This window comes from Streptomyces sp. NPDC032940 (genome assembly GCF_040636935.1).
Classification (GTDB): domain Bacteria; phylum Actinomycetota; class Actinomycetes; order Streptomycetales; family Streptomycetaceae; genus Streptomyces.
The window spans coordinates 523,723-544,606 of record NZ_JBEZVJ010000001.1; the positions used below are offsets into that span (position 1 = coordinate 523,723).

The window sequence follows — 20,884 nt, forward strand, 5'->3', positions numbered from 1 at the left end:
GAGTCACCACCTTGGCCGGCACCAAGATGCTCAAGCTCCCCGAAGTCCTCAACGAGATCGGCATGAGCCGCGCCGCCTTCTACCGCATGCGCGCCCGTGGGCAGGCACCGCGACTCGTGAAGCTGCCCAACGGTCACCTGCGGGTGCGCCGCAACGACCTGGACGACTGGCTCAGCCGTCTGGACTCCCCCGCCTACTGACCGCATCAATTCACCGACACGACCCAAGGGGCCCGGCTCATGCCGGGCCCCTTTCGCAGGAAGGTCCCCCGATGGGGAAGACGTACGACGTTCGAATCTGGTCCGTCCGGCAGCGGAAGGACCGTGGACAGTCCTCTGCGGAATTGCGCTGGAAGACGGGCGACACCCCGCACTCCCAGACGTTCCGCACCAAGACACTGGCGGAGGGCCGGCGTGCTCAGTTGCTGCGGGCGGCGCACGACGGCGAGCCGTTCGACGAGGCCACCGGGGTGCCGCTCTCCGAGCTTCGGCAGCGCAACGACGTGAGTTGGTACCAGCACGCCCGCGAGTACATCGAGATGAAGTGGCAGCACTCCCCCGGCTCGACACGCCGGACGCTCGCAGAAGCAATGGCCACCGTCACGCCCGCTCTCGTCAAGGACACCAAGGGCATGGCCGACGCCAAGACGGTACGGACGGCTCTCTACAGCTGGGCATTCAACGTGAGCCGCCGCGACCTGGAACCGCCGGACGAGGTGACCGCCGTGCTGGCCTGGTTCGAGCGGAAGTCCTTGCCCACGTCCTCGTTGGCCGACCGGATGCGCGTGCGCGCCGCTCTGGACGCCCTGACCATGAAACTGGACGGCACCACGGCGTCCGCGTCGACCATCCGTCGGAAGCGGGCCATCTTCCACAACGCGCTCGGCTACGCCGTCGACGCCGGCCGTCTGACGGACAACCCCTTGCCACAGGTTCAGTGGAAGGCTCCGGAGCAGGTGGCCGAGGAACTGGATCCCGCTTCAGTGCCCGATCCCCGGCAGGCGCTCGCACTGCTCGACGCCGTGCGGACACAGAGCGCCCGTGGGCGCCGCCTGGTCGCATTCTTCGGGTGCATGTACTACGCGGCGGCACGGCCGGCGGAAGTCATCGGCCTGCGCCTGCAAGACTGCGACCTGCCCCGCCGAGGGTGGGGGACCCTGCGGCTCCGGGAGACCCGTCCGCGGTCGGGGTCGGCCTGGACGGACAGCGGCGAAGCACACGACCGGCGGGGCCTCAAACACCGGCCTCGGAAGGCGGTCCGCACCGTGCCGATCCCGCCTGATCTCGTGAACCTGTTGCGGTGGCACGTCACGGCCTACGGAGTCGCCCCCGATGGGCGACTGTTCCGTACCCAACGCGGCGGGCTCATCCAGGACACCGGATACGGCGAGGTGTGGGCGGAAGCGCGCGCACGTGCACTCACGCCCGCTCAGTGCGCGTCGCTGCTGGCGAAGCGTCCATATGATCTTCGCCACGCGGCCGTGTCCACGTGGCTCAGTTCAGGCGTGGAGCCGCAGGAAGTGGCCGCTCGCGCCGGCCACAGCGTGGCTGTGCTGTTCCGGGTGTACGCGAAGTGCCTGGACGGCGGGGCCGCCACGGCGAACGCTCGCATCGAGCGGGCATTGAAGAATGACAGCTAGGACGCCCGGAAGCTGCCCCACGTCTGCCCCACACGGACTGGTCAGCACCCGAAACAGGGTGAGACACACCGGGAAAAAGCACCCATAGCGATCAGATCATGCTCGTCAACGCCGAAAGGGTCTGTGATCAGCATTGCTGCTGATCACAGACCCTTTCGGTCTTGTGGCGGCGCCAGGATTCGAACCTGGGAAGGCTGAGCCGGCAGATTTACAGTCTGCTCCCTTTGGCCGCTCGGGCACACCGCCAAGGTTTGCCGCCCTTCGCACCGTCTTGCGGCGGTGCTCCGTGGCAACGACGTAAACAATACCCGATAGGGAGGGGTGCTTCGCCACCCGATTGATCTCCGCCCCGGGCGCGGGGGGTGGCTAGGCTTGTCCGGATGCGGCCGAGGACCCCCGCCGGGCTCGGCGGCCGCCCACGTATGCCGGTACGGACCCGATACGCGGCCCGACACGCACCCAGATACAAGGAGCCACAGGACATGGCCGACTCCAGTTTCGACATCGTCTCGAAGGTCGAGCGGCAGGAGGTCGACAACGCCCTCAACCAGGCCGCCAAGGAAATCTCCCAGCGCTACGACTTCAAGGGCGTGGGTGCCTCGATCTCGTGGTCCGGGGACAAGATCCTCATGGAGGCCAACTCCGAGGACCGGGTCAAGGCCATCCTCGACGTCTTCCAGTCCAAGCTGATCAAGCGCGGCATCTCGCTGAAGGCTCTGGACGCGGGTGAGCCCCAGCTCTCCGGCAAGGAGTACAAGATCTTCGCGTCGATCGAGGAGGGCATCTCCCAGGACAACGCGAAGAAGGTGGCGAAGATCATCCGCGACGAGGGCCCCAAGGGCGTGAAGGCCCAGGTGCAGGGCGACGAGCTGCGGGTCTCCTCGAAGAGCCGGGACGACCTGCAGACCGTGATCGCGCTGCTCAAGGGCAAGGACTTCGACTTCGCCCTGCAGTTCGTCAACTACCGGTGAGGTGACGGACCCGTCCGGTAGACGAAGGGTGGGCGCCCCTGTGGGGGTGCCCGCCCTTCGTCGTCGTCCGGTGCCGTCGGGGCGGGTCAGTCGCGCGAGTTGCCGAACAGGATGCGGTAGGCGATCAGCAGGACCAGCGAGCCGCCGATGGCCGCCGCCCAGGTGGCGCCGTCGTAGAAGTCCTTGCTGATCGGGTGGTCCAGCCAGCGGGCCGATATCCAGCCGCCGATGAACGCGCCCGCGATACCGATGACGGTCGTGCCGATGAAGCCGCCCGGGTCGCGGCCCGGCAACAGGAACTTGGCTATGGCTCCGGCCAACAGTCCCAGGATGATCCAGCTGATGACGGTCATGCCGTGACCCTGCCCCTTCTCGCTGTGCCCGCGCTGTCCGAGCGCCGTGGGCTCGTACCTCCGCGTGTGTTCATGTCTTCTTGGTGAGGAGGACGTCACGGCCGCTCCCGGTGGTTGCGTCGATCAGTAGGGTGCGGCCCATGACAGCTGCGGGACCGGAACTGCGGCGCACGCTGGGCGTGCGCGACGCGGTGATCGTGGGGCTTGGTTCCATGCTCGGTGCCGGGATCTTCGCCGCTCTGGCGCCCGCGGCGCACGCGGCCGGGTCGGGGCTGCTGCCCGCCCTCGCCGTGGCCGCGGTGGTGGCCTACTGCAACGCCACCTCGTCGGCGCGGCTGGCGGCCCGGTATCCGGCCTCCGGCGGCACGTACGTCTACGGACGCGAGCGGCTGGGGGACTTCTGGGGGTACCTGGCCGGCTGGTCGTTCGTCGTCGGCAAGACGGCGTCCTGTGCCGCCATGGCGCTCACCGTGGGTGCGTACGTCTGGCCCGGGCAGGCGCACGCGGTGGCGGTCGCGGCCGTGGTGGCGCTGACCGCGGTGAACTACGGCGGGATCCGGAAGTCCGCCTGGCTGACGCGGGTGATCGTGGCGGTGGTGCTGGCTGTCCTCGCTTCCGTGGTGGTGGCGTGCCTGGGTTCGGGGCGGTCCGACGCCGGACGGCTCGGCATCGGTCTGTCGGGCGGCGTCGGCGGGGTGCTCCAGGCGGCCGGGCTGCTGTTCTTCGCCTTCGCGGGGTACGCCCGGATCGCCACCCTCGGCGAGGAGGTACGGGATCCGGCGCGCACCGTCCCCCGGGCGATTCCGCTGGCTCTGGGCATCACGCTGGCCGTGTACGGGTGTGTCGCGCTGGCCGTCCTTTCCGTGCTGGGGCCGACGGGTCTTGGGCAGGCGACCGCGCCGCTGGCCGACGCGGTCCGGGTGGCCGGCGTGCCGGGACTGGTGCCGGTCGTGCGGGCGGGTGCCGCCGTCGCGGCGCTCGGCTCGCTGCTCGCGCTGATCCTGGGCGTCTCGCGGACGGCTCTGGCCATGGCCAGGGACCATCACCTGCCCGGCGCGCTGGCCGCTGTGCACCCGCGGTACCAGGTGCCGCACCGGGCGGAGCTGGCCGTGGGCGCGGTGGTCGCCGTCCTGGCCGCCACGGTGGACGTGCGGGGCGCGATCGGGTTCTCCTCCTTCGGTGTACTGGCGTACTACGCGGTGGCCAACGCGTCGGCCTGGACGCTGGAGCCGGTGCCGATGGCGCGGGTCGTACCGGTGCTGGGGCTGGCCGGGTGTGCCCTGCTGGCGTTCTCCCTGCCGGTGGTTTCGGTGATCGTGGGTGTGGGGGTGCTGGCCGTGGGGGTGGTGGCGTATGTCGTGCGGGGGTGGCCGGGCGCTCCGCGGTAGGACTCCGCGGCTGTGGGTCCACGGGGTCGTCTCCCGTCCCTGCCTTGCCTCTTGGCGCCGGTGCCTGACGTCGTGCCGGGCGGGCGGACGCAGAGGGCGGGGCGGGGCTTCGCCCCGGCGAGGGGGCCGAGGAGGGGAGTCCGGTGCCGTGGGTGGGTGTCGGGGGCCTTCGGCGTCGTTCGCGCCGTCAACTGCTCGCTCGCGGTCATGGCTTCATGATGCGGCCCGCGGCCGGATGCCGCCGGAGCCTGTGGACAACCTCGCGGCTGTGGAGAAACGGCGGTCCGTCCCGCCCCTCCCCCGGTCTACCAGTCGGTCCGGCGGGCCCCGGCGGTGGCGGTGAACGGCTGGTCCGTGCGCACGATCTCGCGGCCCAGCGGGAGCAACGAGACGGGGATCAGCTTGAAGTTGGCGATGCCGAGCGGGATGCCGATGATCGTGACGCACAGGGCGATGCCGGTGACGATGTGGCCGATGGCCAGCCACCAGCCGGCGAGGAGCAGCCACAGCACATTGCCGATGCAGGAGGCCGCTCCCGCGTCGCGTCGCTCGACCGCCGCGTACCCGAAGGGCCACAGGGCGTAGACGCCGATGCGGAAGGCCGCGATGCCGAACGGGATGCCGATGATGGTGATGCAGAGCAGCAGACCCGCGGCCAGGTAGCCGAGGAACAGCCAGAATCCGCTGAGGACGAGCCAGATGATGTTGAGGATGGTCTTCATCGCTGACGACCTGCCATCTTTTCGAGCCGGGCGATTCTCTCCGCCATCGGCGGGTGGGTGGAGAACATCTTCGACAGCCCCTGTCCCGGTCGGAACGGGTTGGCGATCATCATGTGGCTGGCCGTCTCGATCCGGGGCTCCGGCGGCAGCGGGAGCTGCTTGGTGCCCGCGTCGAGCTTGCGCAGCGCACCCGCGAGGGCCAGCGGGTCGCCGGTGAGCTGGGCCCCTGACGCGTCGGCCTCGTACTCCCGGGAACGGCTGATCGCCAGTTGGATGAGGCTGGCGGCGATGGGACCGAGGAGCATGATGAGCAGCATGCCCAGGAGGCCGGGCCCGTCGTCGTCGTTCGACCGGCCGATCGGAATCAGCCAGGCGAAGTTGACCAGGAACATGATCACGGAGGCCAGGGCGCCGGCGACCGACGAGATCAGGATGTCGCGGTTGTAGACGTGGCTCAGCTCGTGCCCGATGACACCGCGCAGCTCGCGCTCGTCGAGCAGGCGCAGGATGCCCTCCGTGCAGCACACCGCGGCGTTGCGCGGGTTGCGGCCGGTCGCGAAGGCGTTGGGGGCCTCCGTCGGGGAGATGTAGAGGCGGGGCATGGGCTGGCGGGCCTGGGTGGAGAGGTCCCGGACCATGCGGTACAGCGCAGGGGCCTCGAACTCGCTCACCGGGCGGGCGCGCATGGCACGCAGGGCGAGTTTGTCGCTGTTCCAGTAGGCGTACGCGTTGGTTCCCAGGGCTACGAGGACGGCGACGACGAGGCCCGCTCGGCCGAAGAAGCTGCCGATGAGGATGATGAGCGCGGACAGTCCCCCGAGGAGTACTGCGGTTCTGAGCCCGTTGTGCCGGCGGTGCACGGTACGCCCTCCAAGTCGTGCAGCAGGGGAACCCTTTGCTTGCTGTCTCGCTCGCTGTGGTTGCTTCCTGGTCTCCGCTGCCACTGGTCGTGATGTCACGTCCAGTGGACCCTTCCGTACTGGTCAACGCCAGGCGACGGCCGCCAGTTCCCCGGCGGGCACGGCCGGGCGCGTGGGCCGCCCGGGTGATGCCCTGGTCTACGGCACGCGCGCGTGGGGCCGGGTGCCCCACGCGCGCGTGCCGATGCGCGGCTGTCGCTCAGAAGAGCCCGGTGTCGGCGAAGCGCAGGACGAGCTGGGGCGCTCCGGACAGGGCGACGGCGAGGACCGCGGTCGCGGTGATCGCGGCCGTGAGCGGGGCGGGCAGGCGGTGCCGGGCGGCCTCGCCCTCGGGTGCGCGGAACAGCAGGGCCGTCCACTGGAGGTAGTAGAACAGGGCGATGACGACGTTGGCGGCCATGACGACGGCCAGCCAGCCGAGGCCCGCGTCGACGGCCGCCGAGAAGACGGTGACCTTGGCGAAGAGGCCGATGACGCCTGGCGGCAGGCCGGCGAGGCAGAGCAGGAAGAACGCGAGGAGCAGGGCGGTCAGCGGGTTGGTCGCGTACAGGCCGCGGTAGTCGGCGACGCGGTTGAGGGCCCTGGTACGGCCGACCAGTGCGGCCACGGCGAAGGCGCCGAGGTTCACGGCGGCGTACATGAGGGCGTAGGCGACGGTGGAGCCGATCGACCGTTCGGGGTCGTCGGAGTATCCGGCGGCGGCGATCGGCACCAGGAGGTAGCCGGCCTGGCCTACGGACGACCAGGCGAGCAGGCGTACCGCGCTGTACGCGCGCGTGGCCTGCTGCCGCAGGGCCCCGACGTTGCCGACGGTCATGGTGAGCGCCGCCAGTGCCGCGAGGGCGGGCCCCCACGCGTCGGCGTAGGACGGGAGGGCGACGACCGTGACGAGGATCAGGCCGGAGAAGCCGACGGCCTTGCCGACGACGGAGAGGTAGGCCGCGATGGGCAGCGGGGCGCCGACGTAGGTGTCGGGCACCCAGAAGTGGAAGGGCACGGCGGCCGTCTTGAAGGCGAAGCCGACGAGGGTGAGGACGACGCCGGTCTGCGTGAGCGTGGTGAGCTGCCCGTCGACGTGCTGGACGCGGTCGGCCACCCGGGTGAGGTACAGGGTGCCGGTGGAGGCGTACACGAAGCTGATGCCCATGAGGCTGACCGCGGTCGCGGTGACCGAGGACAGGAAGAACTTCAGCGCGGCCTCGGAGGAGCGCCGGTCTCCGTGGCGGAGGCCGACCAGGGCGAAGGCGGGCAGGGAGGCGACCTCCAGGGCGACGACGAGGGTCGCGAGGTCGCGGGAGGCGGGCAGGAGGGCGGCGCCGGCCGCGGAGGAGAGCAGCAGGAACCAGAACTCGCCCTCGGGCAGTCCCCGGTCGGCGTCCTTCACGGCGGTGACCGAGAGCAGGGCGGCCAGGAGTGCGCCGCCGAGGACCAGGAACTGGATGGCGAGGGTGAAGGTGTCGGCGGTGTAGCTGCACGTGCCCGCGTCGCCGGTGAGGCAGAACGTCGAGCGGTCGTCGTTCACCAGGGGCAGCAGCAGGAGCGCGGCGGCGGCGAGTCCGGCGACCGAGATCCAGCCGAGCAGCGGCTTGCGGGCGTCCGGGACGAACAGGTCGGCGACCAGGACGACGAGTCCGACGACCGCCGTGAGGGTGGGCGGTGCGATGGCGAGCCAGTCCACGGACTGGACGAGGTTCTGGGCCAGGGGCTCGGCCAGTGGCTGGGCCAGGGAGCTCATCGGGTGCCTCCTGAGAGGAGCTGCTGCACGGCCGGGTCGGTCAGCCCGAGCAGGGTCTTGGGCCACAGTCCGGCGACGACGGTGAGGACGACGAGCGGGGTCCAGGCGGCGAACTCGTAGGTGCGTACATCGGTGAGCTTCGGGGATTCCTGCGGGGCGGCGCCCATGCAGACGCGGCGGACCACGATCAGCATGTACGCGGCGGTCAGCAGGGTGCCGAAGGCGGCGAGTGACATGAATGTGAGGAAGGCCGGGCGGCTGAGGCCGGCGGCGGGGTCGAAGGCGCCGAACAGGGCCAGCATCTCGCCCCAGAAGCCGGCCAGGCCCGGCAGGCCGAGCGAGGCGACCGCGGCGAAGGCGAGCAGGCCGCCCAGGCGGGGCGCCTTGCCGTACAGGGCGGCGCCCGTCTCCTCGGCGAGGGTGTCGAGGTCGGTGGTGCCGGTGCGGTCCTTCAGGGCGCCGACCACGAAGAAGAGCAGGCCGGTGATGAGGCCGTGGGCGATGTTGGCGAACAGGGCGCCGTTGACGCCCGTCGGGGTCATGCTCGCGATGCCGAGCAGCACGAAGCCCATGTGGCCGACGGAGGAGTAGGCGATGAGGCGCTTGAGGTCGCCCTTCGCGCCCCGTCTGGCGAGGGCCAGGCAGGCCAGGGAGCCGTAGATGATCCCGACGACGGCGAAGGCGGCGAGGTAGGGCGCGAAGGTGCGGAAGCCGTCCGGGGCTACCGGGAGGAGGATGCGGACGAACCCGTACGTGCCCATCTTCAGCAGGACGCCGGCCAGCAGTACCGAGCCGACGGTCGGGGCGGCGGTGTGGGCGTCGGGCAGCCAGCTGTGCAGCGGCCACATCGGGGTCTTCACCGCGAGCCCGATCCCGATCGCCAGAACGGCGATGACCTGCACGGACGTGGTCAGCGACCGGCCGTTGTCAGTGGCGAGTGCCACCATGTCGAATGTGCCCGCCCTGATTCCGATCAGGAGCAGGCCGAGCAGCATGACGACGGAGCCGAGCAGCGTGTAGAGGATGAATTTCCAGGCGGCCTGGGCCCGTCCCTCGCCGCCCCAGCGGGCGATGAGGAAGTACATCGGGACGAGGACCGTCTCGAAGGCGAGGAAGAACAGGATCAGGTCGAGGACGGCGAAGGTCGCGAGGGTGCCGGACTCGAGGACGAGCACCAGCGCGACGAAGGCCTTCGGGCTGGGGCCCGCGGGCAGCTTGAAGTACGAGTAGAGCGCGCACAGGAAGGTCAGCAGCGCGGTGAGGACCAGCAGGGGGAGGGAGATGCCGTCGATGCCGAGGTGGAGGCGCACGTCGAGTGCGGGGATCCAGCTGATGTCCGTGCCGGCCTGCATCTTCGACGGATGGTCGTGGTCGAAGCCGAGCACGAGGACGATCGCGGCGAGCAGGACGGCGCCGGTCACGGTCACACCGTGCCGGAGCACCGCTTGCTCGGGTGACTTCCCCTTCAGCCCGGGCGGGGCCGGCAGGAGTGCCGCGGCGGCGCCGAGGAGCGGGCCGACGACGACGAACGCCAGAAGGAACTGCATCACGGACTCGTTGATATCGATCACGCCTGCTCACGCTCCCGTGGCGACGAGGACGGCGGCGACCGCGAGGACGACGGTGCCGGCGAGCAGCGCGCTCACATAGGTCTGCACATTGCCGGTCTGGGCACGGCGTACGGCGGCCCCGAGCCAGCGGGGCAGGGCGCCCGCCCCGCGGACGTAGGTGTCGACGACCTCGCGGTCGAGGAACCGGACGAGGCTCGCTCCGGCCTGGACCGGGCGGACGAAGAGGGCCGAGTACACGGCGTCCAGGTGGAAGCCGGCGGCCGCGTGGCGGTGCAGCGGACCGAGCAGCAGCCGCCCGGGGTCGGCCGGGTCCGGCGCGGAGGCCACGTCGCCGTAGGCGGGCGTGTGGCTGGCGATGGCCTCGGCCTCGACCTGGCCGGCGTCGGCGTCGGGGTGGGCCGCGACCGCGCCCAGCGGGACGCCGGGGGCGAGGGCGGTGGTGTGCCGCCAGGCCGCGTAGGTGACGATGCCGCCGACCAGGGCCACGCCGGTGCCGAGCACGGACGTGGTGAGGGTCGGGGTCAGGTCGGTGCCGTCGAACCAGTCGGGCAGTAGCCGGAAGGCCAGTCCGCCGAGGGCGAGGGAGGGGAGGGCGAGGATCCAGAGCACGGCGTTCATGACCAGCGGCTGCCTGCCGTGGTCGGGGGCCTCGGCGCCGCGGCCGCGGAAGGCCAGCAGCCACAGGCGGGTCGCGTAGGCGGCGGTGAGCACCGCCGTGATCAGACCGGCGATCAGGACGGTCCAGCCGGCGGCGCCGGGCGCGTGCTCGGTGTGGCCGGTGGCGACGTGTTCGGCGGCGACGAGGACGGACTCCTTGGAGAAGAAGCCGCTGAACGGGGGGATCGCCGCGAGTGCGAGCAGCGCCACGGTCATCGTCCAGTAGGCGTCGGGGACGCGGCTGCGCAGGTCGCGCATGCGGGACATGGCGGCCAGCGAGTTGGTGCCGGCGGCGTGGATGATCACGCCGGCGGCGAGGAACAGCAGGGCCTTGAAGGCTCCGTGCGTGAGGAGGTGGAAGACGGCGGCACCGCGGTCGCCGGCGGCGAGCGCGCCGGTCATGTAGCCGAGCTGGCCGATGGTCGAGTAGGCGAGGACACGCTTGATGTCGTCCTGGGCGAGCGCGGCGAGCGCCGAGCCGACCATCGTGACGGCGGCCATGACGGCGAGGACGACCATCGCGGCCCGTGAGGCCTCGAAGAGCGGAAGGAGCCGGGCGATGAAATAGACACCGGCGGCGACCATCGTCGCGGCGTGGATGAGCGCGGACACGGGGGTCGGGCCCGCCATCGCGTCGGGGAGCCAGGTGTGCAGCGGGAACTGCGCCGACTTGCCCGCCACGCCGGCCAGGAGCAGCAGGGCGATCAGGGTCGGGTGGTCGATCGAGCCGCTCGCCACCGCGCCGAGGATCTTGGTGATGCGGAAGGAGCCGGCCTCGGTGGCCAGTGCGAGCAGACCGATGAGGAAGGGGACGTCACCGAGCTTGGTCACCAGGAAGGCCTTGAGGGAGGCGGCGCGCGCCTCGGGGGTCTCCCAGTAGTGGCCGACCAGGAAGTACGAGCAGATGCCCATGATCTCCCAGCCGACCAGCAGCACCATCAGGTCGCCGGAGTAGACGACGAGGAACATGGCGGAGGTGAACAGGGACACCAGGGCGGCGTACGAGGGGTAGCGCGGGTCGTCGCGCAGGTAGGCCGTCGAGTAGAGCTGGACGCAGGTGGCGACGCAGCCGACCAGGACGGCAACGAGGGCGGCGAAGCCGTCGATGTGCAGGGCGAGCTCGACGGGAACGGAGCCGGTGGGCGTCAGTTCCGTGACGGCGTCGACGGCCCGGCCACCGCCCTGGCGCGCGGCGACCAGGACGGCGAGGACGACGGCCGCCAGCGTGGGCAGGACGGCGAGCGGGCGGACGAATCCGGGTGCGGTGCGGCCGAGGAGCAGGCCGGCGACCGCGCCCAGGAAGGGCAGGAGGGGGACGAGTACGGCGAGGGTGGTCGTGGTCACGCGGTGGCCTCAGCCTTCTCCGTCCCGGTCGCCGGGGCGTCGGTGTCGGAGCCGTCGGGTTCGCCCGGGTCGTGGCCCTCGGCGGTGCCGCGGAGCCGGTCGATGTCCGCGGTGCCGCGGTTGCGGTGGACGGCGAGCACGATCGCCAGGCCGATGCCGATCTCGGCGGCGGCGATGGCGATGGTGAACAGGGTCAGGGCCTGCCCGGAGTGCAGGGTCTCCTCGGCGGTCCTGCTGAGCCAGACGTCGAAGGCGACCAGGTTGAGGTTGACGGCGTTGAGCATCAGCTCGACCGACATCAGGACCAGGATCGCGTTGCGGCGGGCGAGGACTCCGTACAGACCCGTGCAGAACAGGAGGGCGGAGAGAACGGCGGGATAGGCGAGGTGCATCAGCGGACACCGTCCTTGTCGGCGGCACCGTTCCCGGTGGCTGCCGGGGCGCCGGGGCCGGCCGCTCGCTCCGCCTTGGTCCTGCGGGACAGGACGATCGCGCCGACCAGGGCGGCGAGGAGGAGGACGGAGAGGGCCTCGAAGGGGAGGACCCAGTTCTGGAAGAGGCTCGCGCCCGTCACGGCGGTGGAGCCGGCGGCCGGGCCGTCCAGGTCTATCCAGGTGGTCCGGAAGGCGTCGGCGACGACCCACACGAGGGCCGCCCCGGCGGCGACGGCCACGGTGAGGGCGGCCCAGCGGTTGCCGGAGTCGGCGTCCGGGGAACGGCCGATCGGGGCTCTGGTGAGCATCAGACCGAACAGGAGGAGGACGACGACGGAACCGACGTAGATGAGGACCTGCACCCAGGCGATGAACTCCGCGGTGAGCAGGAGGTACTCGACGGCGAGGCCGCCGAGGGCCACCACCAGCCACAGGGCGGCGTGGACGAGCTGCCGGGTCGTGACGGTGACGACGGCGGCGCCGAAGGTGACGAGGCCGACGAGGAGGAAGGCGATCTCGACGCCGGTCGGCGACAGGAAGCCGGGGTGCGCGGCGGCGAGGGTCACGACTCTCCTTCCTTCGGCTCGACGGGACCGGACTGCTCGGCCTGCGCGGACTGCCCGGACTGCTCGGCCTGTGCCGCCTGTTCGGCCTCCTGCTGGGCGGCCAGTTTGTCGGCGGTCTTGCGGGCGGCGGCGAGTTCCTTCGGCTCCTCCGCGCCGGGGTCGAGGGCGGGCGGGGCCGGGACCGTCCACATCCACTCGCGGAGCTTGTCGCGCTCGTGGGTGAGGTCGCGGATGTCCGTCTCGGAGTACTCGAACTCGGGGGACCAGAACAGCGCGTCGAAAGGACAGACCTCGATGCAGATACCGCAGTACATGCACAGGGAGAAGTCGATGGCGAAGCGGTCGAGGACGTTGCGGCTGCGCTCGCGGCCGCCCGGCGTCGCGGCCGGCACCGTCTCCTTGTGGGAGTCGATGTAGATGCACCAGTCGGGGCACTCGCGGGCGCACAGCATGCAGACCGTGCAGTTCTCCTCGAACAGGCCGATCACGCCGCGGGTGCGGGGCGGGAGGTCGGGCTGGGTGTCCGGGTACTGCTCGGTGACGGTCTTCCTCGTCATCGTGCGGAGGGTGACGGCCAGGCCCTTGGCCAGGCCGGAGCCGGGGACGGGGGACATGGTTACTGGATCACCACCTTGACGATGCCGGTGAGGGCGATCTGGGCGAGGGAGAGGGGGACGAGGAGGGTCCAGGAGAGTTTCTGGAGCTGGTCCTCGCGCAGACGGGGGTAGGTGACGCGCAGCCAGATCACGACGAAGGCGAGGACGGCGGTCTTCAGCAGGGTCCAGACCCAGCCGAGGCCGTCGGCGCCCCAGGGGCCGTGCCAGCCGCCCAGGAAGAGGACGGTGGTCAGGCCGCACAGCACCACGATCCCGGCGTACTCGGCGAGGAGGAACAGGGCGAAGCGCAGGCCGGTGTACTCGGTGTAGGCGCCGAAGATGATCTCGGAGTCGGCGACCGGCATGTCGAAGGGGGGACGCTGCAGTTCGGCCAGGCCTGCGACGAAGAAGACGATCGCGCCGACGATCTGCCAGGGCAGCCACCACCACGCGAAGGCGTCGAGGATCCCGACGAGCGAGACGGTGCCGGCCGCCATCGCGACGGATGCGGCGGTGAGCAGCATCGGGAGTTCGTAGGCGAGGAGCTGGGCGGCGGTACGCAGGCCGCCGAGGAGGGAGAACTTGTTGGCGGAGGCCCAGCCGGCCATGAGGGAGCCGAGGACGCCGACACCCATGACGGCGAGCACGAAGAAGATCCCCGCGTCGAGGACCTGACCCACCGCGCCCTCGCCGGGGCCGATGGGGATGGCCAGGAGGACGAGGAGATAGGGCAGCAGGGCCACGGCGGGGGCGAGCTGGAAGACACGGCGGTCGGCGTCCGCCGGTACGACGTCCTCCTTCTGCGCGAACTTCACGCCGTCCGCGACGAGCTGCGCCCAGCCGTGGAAGCCACCGGCGTACATCGGGCCGAGGCGGCCCTGCATGTGGGCCATCACCTTGTGCTCGGTCTGACCGACGATCAGGGGGAAGGTGAGGAAGACGACGAAGACGACCAGGAGGCGCAGGGTGACGTCGAGCGCGTCGTTCACTGCGGGCCTCCTGGGCGGTCGTCGGGGGTTTCGGGGCGGGCGGGGGGCGGCTGTTCGTCGGTGTCCGGGCTCGCGCCGTCGTCCGCGCTCCGCCTGCCGTCGGGCCCGTCCGTGGGCTCCGCGGGCGTCTCCGAGTCTGCGGGCGTCTCCGGTTTCGCGGGCGTCGCGGCTTCCGCGGGCGTCTCGGGCTTCGCGGACGTCCCCGGGTCTGCGGGCGTTTCGAGCCCCTCGGACGTCCCCGGGTCTGCGGGCGTCTCCGGCTTCGAGGGCGTCTCCGGGTCTGCGGGCGTCTCCGGTTTCGCGGGCGTCGCGGCTTCCGCGGGCGTCTCGGGCTTCGCGGGCTCGTCGAAGGCGGGGCGGGCGTGGTGCCAGGGTGCGTCGGGGCTGCGCGGTGGCGCGGCGGACTTCGGCGCGGCGGACTTCGGCGCGGCGGGCTCCCCGGCGGCGCCGGGCTGGTCGGCCTCGTCGGCCGGGCCGGGCTCGGCGGGACGGCCCTCGGTGGAGCCGGTCCGCTGGGAGGCCGAGCCCTGGCTCGCGCTCCGGGCGCGGCGTGGGGGGCGGGCGGGGCGGGCGGACGGTGTACTCGGCCCGACGGCCTCCTCGCCCTGTCCGGCGGGCGCGCCCGCCGGGCTCTCCGGTGCCGGTGCCGGTTCCGGCCGCTGCGACGCGGACCCCTCGCTCGCGCTCCGGGCGCGGCGCGCGGGGCGGGCCGGCGCTGCCGACGGGGTCTCAGGCACAGAGGTTGCGGTACCCGGGGCTCCGGTGTCAGGGGTTCCGGTACCGGGGGCTCCGGTGCCCGGCGTTCCGGTCGGCTGGGCTCCGGTCGCCGGCGTCCCGGTGCCCGGCGCCTCCGCGGCCGGCGTCCCGGTGCCCGGCGTTTGCGTGCCCGAGGTCCCCGGGCCCGGCGCTTCCGCGGCCGGGGTTGTCTGGCCGGCGGAGCCCTGGGCTGCCGTGCGCATGCGGCGGGCCGGGCGTTCGCCTGCCGCGCGGGCCGGGCGGTCGCCCGCTGCTCGGGCGGCACCGCGGGCCGGGCGGGCCGGGGCAGGGGGGAGCTGGCCCTTCAGCGGGCCCCATTCGTTGGGATCGGGGACGCCGGGGGGCAGCATCTGACGGCGTCGGGGGCCGCCGTGGTCGGACTCGCCGGGTTCCTTCGCGCCGGGCCAGGCCTTGGCGACGCGGGCGGCGAGGACGAAGTCCTTGCGCAGGGGGTGGCCCTCGAAGCCCTCGGGCAGCAGCAGGTGGTCCAGCGCGGGATGGTCCTCGAAGACGACGCCGAACATCTCGTGCGTCTCGCGTTCGTGCCAGGCCGCGCCCGCGTAGACCGCGACGGCGGTGGGCAGGGCCGGGGACTCGTGTGGCACGGTCGTGCGCACCAGCAGCCGGCGGACCGGTGCGAGGGCGGCCACGTGCGCCGCGACGCGGAAACCCGTGCCCGGTTCGTCGACCGCGCTCAGCCAGTCGAAGTACGTGCAGCCCAGCCGGTCGCGGGCCGTCTCCAGGGCGGAGATCCAGGCCGCCGGCGGCACGTCCACGGTCAGGACGTCGTACGACTCCTCGGCCGTGGCGTCCGTACCGAAGAGTTCCTCGGCGCCGGCGGGCAGCCAGCCGACCGCGCTCATCGTGCCTCCTCCCCCGGGCCGGGGACGGGCGGCTGCACCAGGTCGCTCTGCAGCGCTGCCGCCGACGGGCGCGGCGAGGTGCCGTAGCGCTCCCCCAGCGACTCCCGGGCGATCTTCTCCTGGAGCTTGAGGATCCCCTGGAGCAGCGCCTCGGGGCGCGGCGGGCAGCCGGGGACGTAGACGTCGACCGGGATGATCTGGTCGACGCCCTTCGTCACGGAGTAGGAGTCCCAGTACGGGCCGCCGCAGTTGGAGCAGGCGCCGAAGGAGATGACGTACTTCGGCTCGGGCATCTGCTCGTAGAGGCGCTTGACGGCGGGCGCCATCTTGTCGGTGACCGTGCCCGACACGACCATCAGGTCGGCTTGGCGGGGGCCCGGCGCGAACGGGATGACGCCGAGGCGGATGAAGTCGTGGCGGGCCATCGACGCGGCGATGAACTCGATGGCGCAGCAGGCGAGGCCGAAGTTGAAGACCCAGAGCGAGTAGCGGCGGCCCCAGTTGAGGACGACCTTCATGGGTTCGGGGGCGAGCCGCGCGAGCGCGCCGAGCCGCTTGGGTTCCGGAAGCGGCACCGGCTCGGCGGCGGGACCGGGAGCGGAGGGGTTCACGTCCATGACAGGACGCCCTTCTTGTATGCGTAGAGCAGGCCCACGGCGAGGAAGCCGAGGAAGACGAACATCTCCACGAGCGTCGTGGCGCCGTACCCGGGGGCGGCGAAGACCGTCGCCCACGGGAAGAGGAAGATCGAGTCCACCGCGAAGATCACGTACAGGAAGGCGTAGACGTAGTAGCGGACCTGGGTGTGGGCCCAGCCCTCGCCGACGGGGTCGACTCCGCACTCGTAGGTCAGGAGCTTCTCGGGCGTCGGGACCACGGGCCGCAGCAGGCGCCCCGCGCCGAAGGCCACTGCCACGAAGAGTACGCCGACGACGGCGAGCAGTCCGACGACCGAGTAGGACTGGAAGTAGTCTGCCGCGATGCCGACAGTCGGTTCCGGCACGTCCGTCCCTCACTCCCTGTCCGAACCCTGAGCACCCTGAACGCTGCTGTCCGACGATCTGTACGCACGGGAGTCTAGGGCCTGATAAAGACACGGTAAGCAGCCCGTCGCCCCTTGAGACGCCGGGGTGGGGTTTTCCTCAGGGGACGCCCGGCGGTCCGCCTCATGGCGTGGGGCCCCGCCGCACGGCACGCTGGCCCGTATGACCGAACGCCTCTCGTCCCCGACGCACGCCGGATACTCCGGCGCAGTGGACGGCGACCGCCTGCCACCGGCCCGTTTCGCCTTCGACCGGCACACCTGGAAGGAGATCGCGCATCTGCTGGCGAACCTTCCGGTGGCACTGCTCGGTTTCACCTACACCGTGACGATGCTGTTCACCGGTTTCGGGCTGACGGTCACGGTGATCGGGCTGCCGTTGCTCGCGGCCGGGCTGTCGGGCGCGCGGGTGCTGGGCAGGATGGAGCGGGCGCGGGCCCGGGCGCTGCTCGGGGTGCGGGTGGAGGAGCCGAGCCCGATGCCGTGGCGGGGCCGGGGCGGGTTCTTCGCCCGGCTGTGGCTGGCGCTGAAGGACCCGGTGGGCTGGCGGACGGTCCTGTACGAGCTGATACGGCTGCCGTGGGGCGTCGTCACCTTCACCGTCACGCTGACGTCGCTGTTCGTGCTGTGGCCGGTGCTGCCGTTCATCGCGCGCGGCATGTCCAACGTGGACCGTGCGATGGTGCGCGGGCTGCTGTCGCCCTCCGACGAGCTGGAGCGGCGGATCGCCGAGCTGGAGTCGGACCGGGGCGTCGTGGTCGACACGGCGGCGGCGGACCTGCGCCGCATCGAGCGCGACCTGCACGACGGGGCGCAGGCCCGCCTGGTCAACCTGGCCATGGGGCTGGGCCTGGCCAAGGAGAAGCTGCTGGAGGATCCCGACGCGGCGGCGGCGATGGTCGACGAGGCGCACGGCGAGGTGAAGCTGGCGCTCCAGGAGCTGCGGGACCTGGCGCGCGGCATCCACCCGGCCGTCCTGACCGACCGCGGCCTGGACGCGGCCCTGTCCTCGGTGGCCTCGCGCTGCACGGTGCCGGTGAAGGTGACCGTCGACCTGACGGAGCGGCCGGCGGCGGCGATCGAGGGCATCGCCTACTTCACCGTCTCGGAGCTGCTGCAGAACGTGAGCAAGCACAGCGGGGCGAGGTCCGCCTCCGTGGAGGTCTGGCGGACGGCCGACCGGCTGCTCATGCAGGTCGGCGACGACGGGCGCGGGGGCGCGCGGCTGGACGGCGGCACGGGGATGAAGGGGCTCGCCGAGCGGTTGAGCGCGGTCGACGGCCTGTTCGCGATCGACTCGCCGGAGGGCGGCCCGACGACGATCACGGCCGAGCTGCCGTGGCGCGACCGTTCGGACGCCGACGGCTCGGACGGTGCCTCCCGCGCGCGGTAGCGCGCCGGCCCCCGGTCCCACGCCCCGGCGTTCCCGCGCCGGGGCGTTTCGCGTGCCCGCCCTCGTGACGACCGGCCGGGGGTGGGGAAAACCCCCCTTCCAGGACGCCGACGGGCTGCATGGCCCGGGGGCGTGCGGTCGAGGAGGGTGGAGTCGGAACAAGCACACCCACAGGTCGAGGAGAAGGACGGCACCGATGGCCACGGAGTACGGACAGGGTTACGGGCTCGGGAGCGGGTCCGGTCTTTCCTCGGACGCCGGTCCGCGGCGGCACCGGCTGCCGGCGGGGCTGCGGGCACCGTTCGAGGGCCGCAGCTGGCGGGAGTTCGGCTTCGTGCTGCTGAGCCTGCCGATCGGGGTCACGTTCTTCACGTACGCCGTCACCATGATGGCGCTCGGCGCCGGGCTGCTGGTGACCTTCCTGGGCGTCCCGGTGCTGGCCGCCGGGCTCGTCGGCTGCCGGGGGATCGGCGCGCTGGAGCGGGCCCGGGCGCGCGGTCTGCTGGACCTGGACGTGGCCGCGCCGGAGCCGCTGCGGATGCGCAAGCCGGGCGCGATGGCCTGGATGGGGGCCGTCCTCAAGAGCGGCGCGTCCTGGCGGAGCCTGCTGTACGCGCTGCTCCAGTTCCCGTGGGCGGTGTTCTCCTTCTGCGTCGCCGTCACCTTCTGGGCGGTCGGCTGGACCATGCTCACGTATCCGCTGTGGTTCTGGGTCTTCCCGGCGTACGCCAGCCAGGACGGGATCCAGCTCTACGGCGACGAGACGCACCACGTCTATGTGGACAACGCCTTCGAGGTCACCGTGACCGCGCTGCTCGGGCTGCTGGTCACCCTGGCGACGCCGTGGATCGTCCGGGCCCTGACCACGGTGGACCGGCTGCTGGTGCACGGGCTGCTCGGGCCGTCGCGGCTGGCGACGCGGGTGGTGGAGCTGGAGTCGGACCGGGGCGTCGTGGTCGACACGGCCGCCGCCGACCTGCGCCGCATCGAGCGCGACCTGCACGACGGGGCGCAGGCCCGCCTGGTCAACCTGGCCATGGACCTCGGCCTGGCCAAGGAGAAGCTGCGGGAGGACCCGCAGGAGGCGGCGCGCATGGTGGGCGAGGCGCACGGCGAGGTGAAGACGGCTCTGCAGGAGCTGCGGGACCTGGCGCGCGGCATCCACCCGGCCGTGCTGACCGACCGCGGCCTGGACGCGGCCCTGTCGGCGGTCGCCTCGCGGTGCGCGGTGCCCGTGCGGGTGGAGGTGGACCTGGCGGAGCGGCCGGCGTCGGCGATCGAGGGCATCGCCTACTTCACCGTCTCGGAGCTGCTGCAGAACATCAGCAAGCACGCGCGGGCCACGGCGGCGAGCGTGGAGGTGTGGCGCGTCGAGGACCGGCTGATGCTCCAGGTCGTCGACAACGGGGTGGGCGGCGCGGACGCGTCCGCCGGTTCCGGGCTGGCGGGACTGGCCGGGCGGCTCGACGCGGTGGACGGGATCCTCGTCGTGGACTCCCCGGCCGGCGGCCCCACCCGGGTGACGGCGGAACTGCCGTGGCGGACGGATCCGGTGCGCCGCTGACCGGCCGCCGCCGCGAGGACGGCGCCGCGAACAGACCGCGGACACACCGCGGACACACCGCCGGCCGGAGCCCCCTACCCCCCGGGCGCCGGCCGGCATGATCGATATCCGGCCACCGAACGTCCGAATGCCGCCCCGACTTCCCCCTCTTCCACCCGCTCTCCCCCTTCGTTCCCGGCGTACGAACGCATCCGGCCCCCGATGCTGGAATGCTGGACCTGTCGCACGGACGGTTCGTGGACGCGGCGTGGGCCGCGCGGGCCGCGGGGTGCACGGAGTCTGGCTGTGGGGGGCCGAAGATCGTGGAGGACAGGGTGCGGGTGGTCATCGCCGAGGATTCGGTGCTTCTCAGGGAGGGCCTGACCCGGTTGCTGACCGACCGCGGGCACGACGTGGTGGCCGGGGTCGGGGACGCGCAGGCGTTGATCAAGACCATCACGGAGCTGGACGCGCAGGGGGAGCTGCCGGACGTCGTCGTGGCGGACGTACGGATGCCGCCGACGCACACCGACGAGGGCGTACGGGCGTCGGTTCAGCTGCGCAAGGCGCACCCCGGGCTCGGCGTGCTGGTGCTGTCCCAGTACGTGGAGGAGCGGTACGCCACCGAGCTGCTGGCCGGTTCCAGCCGGGGCGTGGGCTATCTGCTCAAGGACCGGGTGGCCGAGGTGCGGGAGTTCGTGGACGCGGTGGTGCGCGTCGCCCAGGGCGGTACGGCGCTCGATCCCGAGGTGGTCGCGCAGCTGCTCGGCCGCAGCCGCAAACAGGACGTCCTCGCCGGGCTCACCCCGCGGGAGCGGGAGGTCCTCGGGCTCATGGCCGAGGGCAGGACGAACTCCGCGATCGCCCGGCAGCTCGTGGTCAGCGACGGGGCGGTCGAGAAGCATGTCAGCAACATCTTCCTGAAGCTCGGCCTGTCCCCCAGCGACGGCGACCACCGGCGCGTGCTCGCCGTGCTCACGTACCTGAATTCCTGAGCCGGGACTCGTCCGGACGAGGGAGAAACCACGGCACGGACGGGGGCGTCCTCAGCAGTGCAGGGGGGCGGGGGAGCGTGGTCCGCCAGGGTGCCGGGCCCTCTTGAGGTCGTGTCCATCATGCGAATGTCTACCGGAAGTCAACACCCGCGGACGTAGGGTTGATCCCGGGACGGTCATGGGAGACCAGTCCCCGGACAGCCGCCTCGAGGGAGGTCCAGTTCAGTGACCAGCCAGGTCAGCAGCCCAGCGGAGCAGGCCGACGGAACCGACGAGACCGTCGTGGGAGCGCAGCGCAAACCGGTCGGGGCGAAGGACGTCCGCCGGCTGGACCGGGTGATCATCAGGTTTGCCGGGGATTCCGGTGACGGTATGCAGCTCACCGGGGATCGTTTCACGTCGGAGAC

At 71.9% G+C, this 20,884-nt stretch carries 21 protein-coding genes and 1 tRNA gene; 8 read left to right on the plus strand and 14 right to left on the minus strand.

The annotated features are described in order from the left end of the window. The first annotated feature begins 11 nt into the window (after positions 1-11). Positions 12-200 (plus strand): helix-turn-helix domain-containing protein, encoded by a 189-nt coding sequence (locus tag AB0E77_RS02480; protein WP_359251584.1) that lies wholly within the window; start codon positions 12-14, stop codon positions 198-200. A gap of 71 nt (positions 201-271) precedes the next feature. Further along, positions 272-1,639: a tyrosine-type recombinase/integrase gene (locus AB0E77_RS02485; RefSeq protein WP_361564334.1), complete on the plus strand. Its 1,368-nt coding sequence runs from the start codon at positions 272-274 to the stop codon at positions 1,637-1,639. Positions 1,640-1,803: 164 nt separating this feature from the next. Here AB0E77_RS02485 and AB0E77_RS02490 read toward each other — a convergent pair. After that, a tRNA-Tyr gene (locus tag AB0E77_RS02490) sits at positions 1,804-1,885 on the minus strand. A 236-nt stretch (positions 1,886-2,121) separates the two neighbouring features. Here AB0E77_RS02490 and AB0E77_RS02495 point away from each other — a divergent pair. Then, a complete protein-coding gene (locus AB0E77_RS02495; protein WP_361564337.1) occupies positions 2,122-2,610 on the plus strand; it encodes a YajQ family cyclic di-GMP-binding protein in 489 nt (162 codons plus the stop codon). Between the two features lie 86 nt (positions 2,611-2,696). On the opposite strand, the gene AB0E77_RS02500 is transcribed toward AB0E77_RS02495, so the two are convergent. Beyond that, a complete protein-coding gene (locus AB0E77_RS02500) occupies positions 2,697-2,963 on the minus strand; it encodes a GlsB/YeaQ/YmgE family stress response membrane protein (RefSeq protein ID WP_225636269.1) in 267 nt (88 codons plus the stop codon). Between the two features lie 140 nt (positions 2,964-3,103). On the opposite strand from AB0E77_RS02500, the gene AB0E77_RS02505 reads away from it, so the two are divergent. After that, on the plus strand, positions 3,104-4,351 hold the full coding sequence (locus tag AB0E77_RS02505; protein WP_361564340.1) for an APC family permease: 1,248 nt from the start codon (positions 3,104-3,106) through the stop codon (positions 4,349-4,351). A 305-nt stretch (positions 4,352-4,656) separates the two neighbouring features. On the opposite strand, the gene AB0E77_RS02510 is transcribed toward AB0E77_RS02505, so the two are convergent. The 12 genes from AB0E77_RS02510 to AB0E77_RS02565 form a co-directional block, all read right to left on the minus strand. Continuing rightward, positions 4,657-5,073: a YccF domain-containing protein gene (locus tag AB0E77_RS02510; RefSeq protein WP_361564343.1), complete on the minus strand. Its 417-nt coding sequence runs from the start codon at positions 5,071-5,073 to the stop codon at positions 4,657-4,659. Continuing rightward, positions 5,070-5,933, minus strand: coding sequence for a zinc metalloprotease HtpX (gene htpX, locus AB0E77_RS02515; RefSeq protein WP_361564346.1), 864 nt, complete (start codon positions 5,931-5,933; stop codon positions 5,070-5,072). Before htpX ends, AB0E77_RS02510 begins: the two co-directional genes overlap by 4 nt. 259 nt (positions 5,934-6,192) lie before the next feature. Beyond that, entirely contained in the window at positions 6,193-7,728 is a 1,536-nt protein-coding gene (locus tag AB0E77_RS02520; RefSeq protein ID WP_361564349.1) for an NADH-quinone oxidoreductase subunit N, read from the minus strand. After that, positions 7,725-9,299, minus strand: a complete 1,575-nt coding sequence (locus AB0E77_RS02525; protein WP_361564352.1) for an NADH-quinone oxidoreductase subunit M — start codon at positions 9,297-9,299, stop codon at positions 7,725-7,727. The genes AB0E77_RS02520 and AB0E77_RS02525 overlap by 4 nt, the downstream gene beginning before the upstream one ends. Positions 9,300-9,305: 6 nt before the next feature. After that, entirely contained in the window at positions 9,306-11,300 is a 1,995-nt protein-coding gene (locus tag AB0E77_RS02530; RefSeq protein ID WP_361564355.1) for an NADH-quinone oxidoreductase subunit L, read from the minus strand. After that, positions 11,297-11,692, minus strand: a complete 396-nt coding sequence (gene nuoK / locus AB0E77_RS02535) for an NADH-quinone oxidoreductase subunit NuoK (protein WP_361564358.1) — start codon at positions 11,690-11,692, stop codon at positions 11,297-11,299. The genes AB0E77_RS02530 and nuoK overlap by 4 nt, the downstream gene beginning before the upstream one ends. Beyond that, on the minus strand, positions 11,692-12,300 hold the full coding sequence (locus AB0E77_RS02540; RefSeq protein ID WP_361564361.1) for an NADH-quinone oxidoreductase subunit J: 609 nt from the start codon (positions 12,298-12,300) through the stop codon (positions 11,692-11,694). Before AB0E77_RS02540 ends, nuoK begins: the two co-directional genes overlap by 1 nt. Beyond that, on the minus strand, positions 12,297-12,914 hold the full coding sequence (locus tag AB0E77_RS02545) for an NADH-quinone oxidoreductase subunit I (protein WP_361564364.1): 618 nt from the start codon (positions 12,912-12,914) through the stop codon (positions 12,297-12,299). Before AB0E77_RS02545 ends, AB0E77_RS02540 begins: the two co-directional genes overlap by 4 nt. Positions 12,915-12,916: 2 nt before the next feature. After that, positions 12,917-13,885, minus strand: coding sequence for a complex I subunit 1 family protein (locus AB0E77_RS02550; protein ID WP_361564367.1), 969 nt, complete (start codon positions 13,883-13,885; stop codon positions 12,917-12,919). Next, entirely contained in the window at positions 13,882-15,504 is a 1,623-nt protein-coding gene (locus AB0E77_RS02555; protein WP_361564370.1) for an NADH-quinone oxidoreductase subunit C, read from the minus strand. The genes AB0E77_RS02550 and AB0E77_RS02555 overlap by 4 nt, the downstream gene beginning before the upstream one ends. Next, positions 15,501-16,121, minus strand: a complete 621-nt coding sequence (locus AB0E77_RS02560) for an NADH-quinone oxidoreductase subunit B family protein (protein ID WP_361564373.1) — start codon at positions 16,119-16,121, stop codon at positions 15,501-15,503. The genes AB0E77_RS02555 and AB0E77_RS02560 overlap by 4 nt, the downstream gene beginning before the upstream one ends. Further along, positions 16,112-16,507 (minus strand): NADH-quinone oxidoreductase subunit A, encoded by a 396-nt coding sequence (locus AB0E77_RS02565; RefSeq protein WP_361564376.1) that lies wholly within the window; start codon positions 16,505-16,507, stop codon positions 16,112-16,114. Before AB0E77_RS02565 ends, AB0E77_RS02560 begins: the two co-directional genes overlap by 10 nt. 202 nt (positions 16,508-16,709) lie before the next feature. Here AB0E77_RS02565 and AB0E77_RS02570 point away from each other — a divergent pair, with 202 nt between their 5' ends. The 4 genes from AB0E77_RS02570 to AB0E77_RS02585 all read left to right on the plus strand — a co-directional run. Further along, a complete protein-coding gene (locus tag AB0E77_RS02570) occupies positions 16,710-17,939 on the plus strand; it encodes a sensor domain-containing protein (protein ID WP_361564379.1) in 1,230 nt (409 codons plus the stop codon). 196 nt (positions 17,940-18,135) lie between these two features. Further along, entirely contained in the window at positions 18,136-19,503 is a 1,368-nt protein-coding gene (locus AB0E77_RS02575) for a sensor domain-containing protein (protein ID WP_361564381.1), read from the plus strand. A 314-nt stretch (positions 19,504-19,817) separates the two neighbouring features. Further along, complete coding sequence (locus AB0E77_RS02580; protein WP_290439797.1) at positions 19,818-20,477, plus strand: response regulator transcription factor; 660 nt, start codon at positions 19,818-19,820, stop codon at positions 20,475-20,477. A gap of 225 nt (positions 20,478-20,702) precedes the next feature. After that, on the plus strand, positions 20,703-20,884 hold a 182-nt coding region (locus tag AB0E77_RS02585), incomplete at its 3' end, for a hypothetical protein (RefSeq protein WP_361564384.1).

What these genes read in the sequence shown, in the direction of transcription:
- AB0E77_RS02485 (WP_361564334.1), top strand. Translation starts at nt 272, where the DNA reads ATGGGGAAGACGTACGACGTTCGAATCTGGTCCGTCCGGCAGCGGAAG.
- AB0E77_RS02520 (WP_361564349.1), bottom strand. Translation starts at nt 7,728, where the DNA reads ATGAGCTCCCTGGCCCAGCCACTGGCCGAGCCCCTGGCCCAGAACCTC.
- AB0E77_RS02495 (WP_361564337.1), top strand. Translation starts at nt 2,122, where the DNA reads ATGGCCGACTCCAGTTTCGACATCGTCTCGAAGGTCGAGCGGCAGGAG.
- AB0E77_RS02560 (WP_361564373.1), bottom strand. Translation starts at nt 16,121, where the DNA reads ATGGACGTGAACCCCTCCGCTCCCGGTCCCGCCGCCGAGCCGGTGCCG.
- AB0E77_RS02570 (WP_361564379.1), top strand. Translation starts at nt 16,710, where the DNA reads ATGACCGAACGCCTCTCGTCCCCGACGCACGCCGGATACTCCGGCGCA.
- AB0E77_RS02510 (WP_361564343.1), bottom strand. Translation starts at nt 5,073, where the DNA reads ATGAAGACCATCCTCAACATCATCTGGCTCGTCCTCAGCGGATTCTGG.
- nuoK (WP_361564358.1), bottom strand. Translation starts at nt 11,692, where the DNA reads ATGCACCTCGCCTATCCCGCCGTTCTCTCCGCCCTCCTGTTCTGCACG.
- AB0E77_RS02545 (WP_361564364.1), bottom strand. Translation starts at nt 12,914, where the DNA reads ATGTCCCCCGTCCCCGGCTCCGGCCTGGCCAAGGGCCTGGCCGTCACC.
- AB0E77_RS02500 (WP_225636269.1), bottom strand. Translation starts at nt 2,963, where the DNA reads ATGACCGTCATCAGCTGGATCATCCTGGGACTGTTGGCCGGAGCCATA.
- AB0E77_RS02505 (WP_361564340.1), top strand. Translation starts at nt 3,104, where the DNA reads ATGACAGCTGCGGGACCGGAACTGCGGCGCACGCTGGGCGTGCGCGAC.
- AB0E77_RS02575 (WP_361564381.1), top strand. Translation starts at nt 18,136, where the DNA reads ATGGCCACGGAGTACGGACAGGGTTACGGGCTCGGGAGCGGGTCCGGT.
- AB0E77_RS02555 (WP_361564370.1), bottom strand. Translation starts at nt 15,504, where the DNA reads ATGAGCGCGGTCGGCTGGCTGCCCGCCGGCGCCGAGGAACTCTTCGGT.